This window comes from Flavobacterium sp. (assembly GCF_036741995.1).
Taxonomy (GTDB): Bacteria; Bacteroidota; Bacteroidia; order Flavobacteriales; family Flavobacteriaceae; genus Flavobacterium.
Genome location: NZ_DAINRG010000072.1, coordinates 1 through 8,283, shown reverse-complemented (window position 1 = coordinate 8,283; position 8,283 = coordinate 1). Strand labels below are relative to the sequence as shown.

The window sequence follows — 8,283 nt, the reverse complement described above, 5'->3', positions numbered from 1 at the left end:
TAACTTGTCTTGTTCCAGACCGGTTAACTGACGCAAACGCATTTCAACAATGGCACGTGCCTGAATGTCAGAAAGTGTAAAACGTTCAATCAATTTGCTTCTGGCTTCGTCTCCGTCTTTCGAAGAACGAATCAAAGCAATTACTTCATCAATATTATCTGAAGCAATGATTAAACCTTCTAAGATGTGGGCTCTTTCTTCTGCTTTGCGCAATTCGAATTGTGTTCTTCTGATAACAACGTCATGACGATGCTCTACGAAATAGTGAATTAACTCTTTTACGTTCAACATCTGTGGTCTTCCGTTTACCAAAGCAATGTTATTCACACTGAAAGAAGATTGTAATTGCGTGTATTTATAAAGCGTGTTCAAGACCACATTCGGCACCGCATCACGTTTCAATTCGTAAACGATACGCATTCCGTTTCTATCCGATTCGTCACGGATGTTGGAGATACCTTCAATCTTTTTGTCGTTAATCAAATCAGCCGTTTTCTTAATCATGTCGGCCTTATTGACTTGGTACGGAATTTCAGAAACGATAATCGCTTCTCTTCCGTTGGATTCTTCAAAGCTAACTTTGGCACGAATCACAATTCGACCACGTCCTGTTTTGAAAGCTTCACGAACACCTTCATATCCATAAATCACACCACCCGTTGGGAAATCCGGTGCTTTAATATGTGTAATTAATTCGTCGATTTCTATATCGTTATTATCGATGTATGCTAAAGTACCATCGATAACTTCAGTTAAATTGTGTGGTGCCATGTTAGTAGCCATACCAACCGCAATTCCCGAGGCTCCATTAATCAAAAGATTCGGAACTCTGGTAGGCATTACTTTTGGCTCATACAACGTATCGTCAAAGTTCAATTGGAAGTCCACTGTTTCTTTATCGATATCTGCCATAATGTCTTCTGACATTTTTTTCATTCTGGCCTCAGTATAACGCATCGCCGCAGGGCTGTCACCGTCTACCGAACCAAAGTTACCCTGACCGTCAATCAATAAGTAACGCAAACTCCATTCCTGAGCCATACGAACCATGGCATCATAAACCGAGGTGTCACCGTGTGGGTGATATTTACCTAATACTTCTCCAACAATTCTTGCGGATTTTTTATGAGCTCTGTTTGAAAAAACTCCTAAATCATACATTCCGTATAACACTCTTCGGTGTACTGGTTTCAAACCATCACGCACGTCAGGTAGTGCTCTTGAGACAATTACAGACATCGAATAATCGATGTAAGCTGATTTCATTTCATCTTCGATGTTAATCGGAATTAACCTTTCTCCGTCAGACATATATTATAAATTATTAATAAAAAATTAGTTCAAATTCAAAACGTGCTAATATAGGGCATTTGGCAAAATTACAAGGGTTTTTCGCCCACAAATTTCAATGATTTATTAACAAAATAGGGTGTTTTTTTGGTTAATAAAATACAAGCGCGACTACTTTCATTATTGGCTTTTTTTTTGTCAATTAGCTGACAGTACTTTTAGACGGAATGATTTTTGTAATAATCACTCATTATAACTAAATTTACAATACAAATCATATACTATATGGATGATAACTTTTCACCAAGAGTCAAAGATGTAATCACTTACAGTAAAGAAGAGGCCCTGCGATTAGGCCACGACTTCATTGGAACGGAACATCTGATGCTTGGTATCTTGAGAGATGGAAATGGTAAAGCGATTGCTATTTTAAATAACCTGTCAATTGATTTGGAACATTTGCGTAAAAAAGTGGAGGTATTAAGTCCGGCCAACCCAAATGTTGAGATAAGCAACGAAAAGAAAAATTTACACTTGACCCGTCAAGCGGAACGCGCCTTAAAAACAACGTTCTTAGAAGCTAAAGTATTTCAAGCTACTTCAATAAGTACCGCTCATTTGCTTTTGTGCATCCTAAGAAATGAAAATGATCCAACAACCAAACTGCTGCATAGACTCAAAATAGACTATAACGTAGTTAAAGAACAATATTTAAATATGACACCGAACGAAGAAGATTTTATGGACAACCTGCCTAAAAACGAGTCGTACAATGACGATTCAGGTCAAGATGACAGTTTAAAAGAAGGCAGTTTCAATAATCCGGCGAACAAAACGAACAAAAAATCAAAAACTCCGGTTTTGGATAACTTTGGTCGTGACTTAACCGAATTGGCAGAAGAAGGCAAACTCGACCCGGTTGTAGGTCGTGAAAAAGAAATAGAACGTGTTTCTCAGATTCTAAGCCGAAGAAAGAAAAACAATCCTTTATTAATTGGAGAACCTGGAGTTGGTAAATCTGCCATCGCAGAAGGTTTGGCCTTACGCATCATTCAAAAGAAAGTGTCGCGTATTCTTTTCAATAAAAGAGTCGTAACGCTTGATTTGGCTTCATTGGTTGCCGGTACCAAATACCGTGGACAATTCGAAGAAAGAATGAAAGCGGTAATGAATGAGTTAGAGAAAAACGACGATATCATTTTGTTTATTGATGAAATCCATACCATTGTCGGAGCCGGTGGCGCTACAGGTTCATTGGATGCATCGAATATGTTTAAACCGGCCTTAGCGCGTGGCGAAATACAATGTATCGGTGCTACGACTTTGGATGAGTACAGACAATATATTGAGAAAGATGGCGCGTTAGAAAGACGTTTCCAAAAAGTAATTGTAGAGCCAACTTCGGTAGAAGAAACCATTACGATTTTGAACAACATTAAAAACAAATACGAAGATCACCACAATGTAATTTATACCGACGAAGCGATTGAAGCGTGTGTAAAATTAACAAACAGATACATGTCAGAGCGTTTCCTTCCGGACAAAGCGATTGATGCTTTAGACGAAGCGGGTTCCCGCGTTCACATTACCAATATTGATGTGCCAAAACAAATTTTGGACTTGGAACGTCAATTAGAAGAAGTACGCGATTTAAAAAATTCTGTCGTTAAAAAACAGAAATACGAAGAAGCGGCTAAGTTACGTGATGACGAAAAACGTTTAGAAAAAGACTTAGGCATTGCCCAGGAACAATGGGAAGAAGATTCTAAAAACAACAGAATCCGCGTGACCGAAGATAATGTTGCCGATGTAGTTTCAATGATGACCGGAATTCCCGTGAATCGTATTGCGCAAACCGAAAGCAACAAACTGGCTCATTTGCCGGAATTAATCAAAGGAAAAGTAATCGGACAGGACGAAGCGGTGTTGAAAATTGCCCGTTCTATCCAACGTAATCGTGCCGGATTGAAAGATCCGAACCGACCAATCGGTTCCTTTATTTTCTTAGGACAAACCGGTGTGGGTAAAACCCAATTGGCAAAAGTGTTAGCCAAAGAATTATTCGATTCAGAAGATGCCTTAATTCGTATCGACATGAGTGAATACATGGAAAAATTTGCCATCTCAAGATTAATCGGTGCGCCTCCGGGCTACGTTGGTTATGAAGAAGGTGGACAATTGACCGAGAAAGTTAGAAGAAAACCATACTGTGTCGTTTTATTAGACGAAATCGAAAAAGCGCATCCGGATGTATTCAACATGATGCTACAGGTTTTGGATGATGGTTATTTGACAGATAGTTTGGGAAGAAAAATCGATTTCAAAAACACCATTATTATCATGACTTCCAATGTGGGAGCCCGCCAGTTGAAAGACTTCGGACAAGGTGTTGGTTTCGGAACCGCAGCCAAAATATCGCAAGCTGATGACAATTCAAAAAGCATCATCGAAAACGCTTTAAAGAAAACGTTTGCTCCTGAATTCTTAAACAGAATTGACGATGTTATAGTATTCAACGCTCTTGAAAAACACGACATTGATTTGATTATCGAAATCGAATTGAAAAAATTATACGCTCGTGTGGAAGAATTAGGATACAAATTAAATCTTTCTGCCACAGCAAAAGCATTTATTGCTGAAAAAGGTTTTGACAAACAATTTGGTGCGCGTCCGTTAAAAAGAGCCATCCAAAAATATGTAGAAGATGCTTTAGCGGAAGAAATTATCACTTCCAAAATAGCCTCCGGCGATGAAATTTTCATGGATTTAGACGAAACTTCACAAGAGTTGACCGTTACGATTCAAAAAGCGGAAAAGCCAACTAAATAATTAAAATTTAATCTTTTACAAGCCACGAATTACGAATAATGATACGCTGTTTATTCGAAAGTTCGTGGCTTCTAAATTTATATAAATGCCACTAAACAAAATCATATTAGGTTCCGAAGAATGGTGTTCCTTCCCGGAACTGGGAATTCCCGCCATTAAAGCCCGCGTCGATTCGGGCGCCAAAACTTCGGCCTTACACGCCATCAACATTGCTCCTTTTGTAAAAGACACCGAAAACTGGGTAAAATTCGACATCAACCCTATTCAAAACAATCTCAAAACCGTTATTCATTGCGAAGCCAAACTCATTGACAAACGAATTGTAAAAAGCTCCAGCGGTTTTCGCGAACAACGTTATGTAATTCAAACCAACATCAACATTGGCAACGACACTTGGGAAATCGAAATGACGTTGACCAATCGGGATTCCATGGGTTTTCGAATGCTATTGGGTCGGGAAGCCATGAGTGGCAGAATACTCGTTGATCCGGAGCAGAAATATTTGTTGGGCCAAACTTCAACTGAAAACCTCAAAGATTTATATGTTAATGCTATTGCGGTAAAATCAGGATTGCGCATTGGTTTACTGGCCAGCAATCCCGAATTGTACAGCAACAAACGCATCATGGAAGCCGGCGAAATGCGCGGACACGAAATGCACTTTCTGAACATCAAAGAGTGTTATATGAAACTCGATGCCGATAAGCCCGAAATTCATTACCGCGGCGGAAAAGTATTGGATAATTTTGATGCTGTTATCCCGAGAATCCGTCCAAGCATAACGTTTTACGGCTGTGCATTGACACGTCAGTTCGAAGCGATGAAAGTCTATTGCCTCAATTCGGCAGCCGCCATAACACAATCGAGAGACAAATTGTTCTCACTGCAATTGCTATTGAGAAACGGTGTTGACATTCCGACGACTGGTTTTGCCAATTCTCCTTTAGATACTGATGATTTGATTAAAATGGTGGGTGGCTCTCCTCTGATTGTAAAATTACTGGAAGGCACACAGGGAAAAGGAGTGGTTTTGGCTGAAACCAAAAAAGCAGCCGAATCGGTAATCAATGCGTTTAAAAGTTTGAATGCCAATATTTTGGTACAGGAATTCATCAAAGAAGCCAACGGAAAAGATTTGCGTTTGTTTGTAGTCGACGGAAAAGTAGTAGCCGCCATTCAGCGGGAAGCTGCAGCAGGAGAGTTCAGAGCCAACATTCACATGGGTGGCACCGCATCGATTATCAAACCTACGGCTGATGAAAAACGTATCGCTATCAAAGCCGCCAAAGCAATGGATTTGAAAGTGGCCGGTGTGGATATTATCCGCTCTTCAAAGGGACCATTATTGTTGGAAGTAAATTCTTCGCCGGGATTAGAAGGCATTGAAGGCGCTACCAACAAAGACATAGCCGGAGAAATGATTAAAGCGATTGAGAAAAATTTTAAATGGAAATAAACTTATAAAACATGAACAAAAGATATTTGCCTTCCTTAATCATATTTGCCAAAGGCATGATGATTACCGCCATCGGAATACTATTCAAATTCCTGAACAAAGAAGAATCCAATATAGTGTTGGGCATTGGTGGTTTTTTAATTTTTGCGGCACTAGTAGTACTGCTGGTTATGCATTTGACAAAACCTAAAACCTCATGAATCCTTATCTTGACATTATTCTCCGGAGTATTTCCGTGTATTTATTCATGGTCATTGCTTTGCGGATTTTTGGCAAGAAAGAACTATCCCAGCTCAACACCGCCGATGTCATACTGATTTTACTAATCAGTAACTCAGTACAAAATGCTATGGTAGGCAGCAATTCCTCGCTCCTGGGCGGAATAACTGCTGCAGTGGCATTGTTTGTCATTAATCTTATCTTCAAAAAAGTAATGATGAATTCAAAGTTCATCAAAGAACTAGTGCAGGATAAGCCGGAAATTTTAGTGCACGATGGTAAAATTTATTTTAAAACCTTAGCCAAGTTAGGCATCACTTCCGAGGAATTGCAGGAGTCGATGCGCGAACACGGTGTAGAATTTTATAAAGATGTAAAATTAGCGATGTTTGAAATCGACGGAAGTATTAGTATTATTTCGGGAGATAAAAATTTGAAGCAAACGCATCACAAACGAAAAATTCATAAAACACTGGGAACACTTAACAACTAGTCTATGAATAAAAACCGACTTGAAGCCTTTAGCGATGGTGTTTTAGCCATTATCATTACTATCATGGTGCTGGAATTTAAAGTTCCGGAAGGTATGGATTGCAATGCGTTGCGCCCTTTACTTCCCAAATTCCTGAGCTACGTTTTAAGTTTCATATACATCGGGATTTATTGGAACAATCACCACCATATGATGCATACCGTAAGACGGGTGAATGGCGCTATTCTTTGGGCGAATCTGCATTTGCTGTTTTGGTTATCACTAATTCCGTTTGCCACCGCCTGGATTGGCGACAACCACTTTGCGCCATTTCCGATGATGATGTATGGTGTGATTCTGTTAATGAATGGAGTGGCCTATTTCATTTTACAAGGATTCATTCTAAAACAGCAAGGCGAAAATTCTTTGCTAAAAAAAGCCATTGGCTCAGATTACAAAGGCAAGTCCTCTCCTATTTTGTATACAATCGCCGTTTTATTTGCCAATTATTATCCACTAGTTTCCGGAGTCATCTACATTTTAGTGGCTTTGATGTGGCTAGTGCCCGATAAAAGAATTGAACGGGTTTTTAACGAAAACGACTAATCATGAACTTACTTTCTCAAATTATCATCGGATTCATTGCGGTTTTGCACATTTACATTCTTTGGTTGGAAATGTTCGCCTGGACGACACGCGGACGCAAAGTCTTCAAAACCATTCCAGCCGATCAGTTTGAAAAGACAAAAGTCATGGCTGCCAACCAAGGCTTATACAATGGTTTTCTCGCCGCGGGACTGATTTGGTCATTGTGTATTCCGGATGTGTTTTGGAGTAAAAGCATAGCGCACTTTTTCCTGGCTTGTATTGTGATTGCCGGAATCTATGGCGCCATAACAGCTTCTAAAAGAATCTTCTTTGTACAGGCTGTGCCTGCCATATTGGGACTGTTGAGTCTTTTTATATAAAACCTAGTCCTCCAACTCAATCATAAAACTGTTCAAAAATGCAACCGAATTTTGAATATCATAATGCAGGATTCTGTCTTCTTTAACCAAGGGCACTTCTTCGCGATACGATTTGAGGAACATTTCAATAAATGGGCTTGATTGTAACGGTTGTCTAAAATTAATAGCTTGAGAAGCATTCATTAATTCTATGGCTAAAATACGCTCCAGATTGTCCATAATGCGAAGCGTTTTAGTGGCTGCATTCGCTCCCATACTCACGTGATCTTCCTGCCCGTTACTGGAAACAATACTGTCGACGCTCGCCGGAGTAGCCAATTGCTTGTTCTGGCTGGCAATACTAGCTGCGGTATATTGCGGAATCATAAAGCCGGAATTCAGTCCCGGATTATCAACCAAGAAAGCCGGTAAACCTCGCAATCCTGAAATCAATTGGTAGGTTCTTCTTTCAGAAATGCTGCCTAATTCGGCTAAAGCAATTCCCAGAAAATCCAACGCTAAAGCCAATGGCTGCCCGTGGAAATTCCCACCCGATACAATCACATCGCTTTCTATAAAAATATTAGGATTATCGGTAACCGAATTGATTTCAGTTTTAAATACTTTTTTCACGTAATCAATCGTATCCTTTGAAGCGCCATGCACTTGCGGAATGCAACGGAACGAATACGGATCTTGCACGTGTTCTTTAGGCTGGGCAATAATCTGGCTGTTTTCCAATAAATCATTCATACGTTTGGCCGTCACAATTTGTCCTTTATGAGGGCGAACGTAATGAATCAATTCATTAAACGGTTCAATTCTGCCATCAAATCCTTCTAACGAAATCGCCGAAATCACATCTGCCAAATAGGAATATTTCATGGCTTTCAACAACACATAACACCCGTAAGCACTCATGAATTGAGTTCCGTTCAGCAATGCCAACCCTTCTTTAGATTGTAATACTATCGGTTGCCAATTGAAGCGTTTTAAAACTTCGGAAGCGTGAACTTTCTTTCCTTCAAAATACACTTCACCCTCGCCAAATAAGGGTAATGACAAATGGG

8 protein-coding genes are annotated in these 8,283 nt (G+C 39.7%); 6 read left to right on the top strand and 2 right to left on the bottom strand.

The features are described from left to right. The coding region (locus V7D82_RS12975; protein WP_333601383.1) for a DNA topoisomerase (ATP-hydrolyzing) at nt 1-1,311 on the bottom strand (1,311 nt) is incomplete at its 3' end. 264 nt (nt 1,312-1,575) lie between these two features. Here V7D82_RS12975 and V7D82_RS12970 point away from each other — a divergent pair. The 6 genes from V7D82_RS12970 (at nt 1,576) to V7D82_RS12945 (ending at nt 7,234) form a co-directional block, all read left to right on the top strand. Further along, entirely contained in the window at nt 1,576-4,119 is a 2,544-nt protein-coding gene (locus tag V7D82_RS12970; RefSeq protein WP_333601382.1) for an ATP-dependent Clp protease ATP-binding subunit, read from the top strand. 85 nt (nt 4,120-4,204) lie between these two features. Then, nucleotides 4,205-5,575: a 30S ribosomal protein S6--L-glutamate ligase gene (rimK, locus tag V7D82_RS12965; protein WP_333601381.1), complete on the top strand. Its 1,371-nt coding sequence runs from the start codon at nt 4,205-4,207 to the stop codon at nt 5,573-5,575. An 11-nt stretch (nt 5,576-5,586) separates the two neighbouring features. Then, on the top strand, nt 5,587-5,775 hold the full coding sequence (locus tag V7D82_RS12960; RefSeq protein ID WP_333601380.1) for a hypothetical protein: 189 nt from the start codon (nt 5,587-5,589) through the stop codon (nt 5,773-5,775). After that, complete coding sequence (locus V7D82_RS12955) at nt 5,772-6,287, top strand: DUF421 domain-containing protein (RefSeq protein WP_333601379.1); 516 nt, start codon at nt 5,772-5,774, stop codon at nt 6,285-6,287. Before V7D82_RS12960 ends, V7D82_RS12955 begins: the two co-directional genes overlap by 4 nt. 3 nt (nt 6,288-6,290) lie before the next feature. Next, the gene (locus V7D82_RS12950; RefSeq protein ID WP_333601378.1) at nt 6,291-6,872 is read left to right on the top strand and encodes a TMEM175 family protein; all 582 of its coding nucleotides are present in this window, start codon (nt 6,291-6,293) and stop codon (nt 6,870-6,872) included. A 2-nt stretch (nt 6,873-6,874) separates the two neighbouring features. Then, entirely contained in the window at nt 6,875-7,234 is a 360-nt protein-coding gene (locus tag V7D82_RS12945; protein WP_333601377.1) for a DUF1304 domain-containing protein, read from the top strand. A gap of 3 nt (nt 7,235-7,237) precedes the next feature. Here the strand turns inward: V7D82_RS12945 and V7D82_RS12940 are convergent. Continuing rightward, nucleotides 7,238-8,283, bottom strand: a 1,046-nt coding sequence (locus tag V7D82_RS12940) for an HAL/PAL/TAL family ammonia-lyase (RefSeq protein ID WP_333601376.1), incomplete at its 5' end; no start/stop codon positions are given.